At 40.9% G+C, this 1,500-nt stretch carries 1 protein-coding gene; it reads right to left on the reverse strand.

Features of this window, described 5'->3' with window-relative positions; translation table 11 throughout:
* Positions 1 to 132: 132 nt before the first annotated feature.
* Positions 133 to 1,251, reverse strand: a complete 1,119-nt coding sequence (locus Q1A48_RS21180; RefSeq protein WP_299948831.1) for a hypothetical protein — start codon at positions 1,249 to 1,251, stop codon at positions 133 to 135.
* Between the last annotated feature and the right edge of the window lie 249 nt (positions 1,252 to 1,500).

Raw genomic sequence — 1,500 nt, forward strand, 5'->3', positions numbered from 1 at the left:
ATGCGATCGTTAGTATGAATCATGGGGTTTATCCTTGGTTTTGGTTTCAGGTTTTGTCACCTTCATCAAAACCGGTACACCCCTTCTTTTCAAGGAGATGTGTCAGATTTGGTCTGAACTAATACAGTTTAATTACGGATTGAATACAGACTTTCCGTTAAAACTTTCAAAGAAGTCCATTGGGATTGATCTTTGGCACTTATAACTCTTATCTCCAACATAGGTAAAATGAAGGCCTAACTTATTTCCTGGGCAAAGTATTGCCCCTTCTATTATGTTGGTTTCAGGGTTAGTCAGTGCGATTAAATAACGCATGGTTCGTGTGGTGAAGTTTCCGCAATCTGGAACCACATCTTCAAATTCAGGGCTGTATTTTCCAAGATCGACTGTTGGAGAATCTTGTATTTTTACTTCTAAGGCTTGGTTTCTGATGTCTGGATATCCTCCAGCAAGAAGTTCCTGATCAGAAATGCTATATCCCATTGCAGAAGAAAAAATTTCTTCAAGCATTTGCCCTCTATTTTTCGTCGCAGCAGGTTTTACTTCTAATCCAATCAGTTTTTCCTCAACTATCGACCGGATATGAGATAAAGGCACAAGGGTGTCTTGCCTTGGTTCATCGTGAATACTTTTTTCTGAGAGGTTGTTTATGTTTGATATGTTACCCACATTAGAGTCATCATCATAAAATAGAATACCATTGGGCATATCTAAAACTGACTGCCTAGCGGATGCCGAAATTATCAACTGATGTTTTACTGTTGGTTTGCCAAACTTGCCAAATCTATCGACAATATAATCTGGGGTTAAGACAGCAACGGCTGTTATTACATGATTTTCTGGACAAACTTTGGCGAGAACAAATCGAACCTCACCTGATTGTAAATTATCCCCATTAGCATATTGAACTTGAACGGATTCAGATGCTGGGTTTCTATTCCACACCTGTAGATTATAGGAACTACCAGTTGTGACAATGTATGTGTCAATATACTCCAGAAGAATCTTTGGGGTCCCTTTGGGTGGGACTATTTCATACGAGCCTTTAGTCGCGACATCAGGGTGGCTCCCTTCAAGCAACACTTTTCCAACCAGTTTTCTCAAGTTGGAGCCATCCGTTCTTGATTTTCCAGTTAGTGTAAAGGGCGCTCCAATGAGGCACTCCAACTTTGCGGTTAAATCATTCGCGGAGGTCAGTGAACTTTTGCTCTGAGGGGGAATTCCCAGCCTCTTATCCATCGCTTTGCTCATATATTCGGCTCTATTTACAGACAAAGCCGCTAATATGATCGAATTAGATGGAAATTGGAAGCCTCAAGGGAAATTGTGAATGATAATTGATCTCTGTGAGCGCTTTTAGTAGTAGTCTGTTATCAGCAGTGAACAAATAACCTATCAGTTTTGTCTTCCTGTACGGATATCAGCGAGGGTGTTCAAAACTCTGTGTCAGCCAAGTAGCCTCATAGGCTGATATATTTCTCCAGGCGATCCGGGAAGTGA

Origin of the sequence: uncultured Microbulbifer sp., assembly GCF_947489355.1 — a bacterium.
GTDB lineage: Bacteria > Pseudomonadota > Gammaproteobacteria > Pseudomonadales > Cellvibrionaceae > Microbulbifer.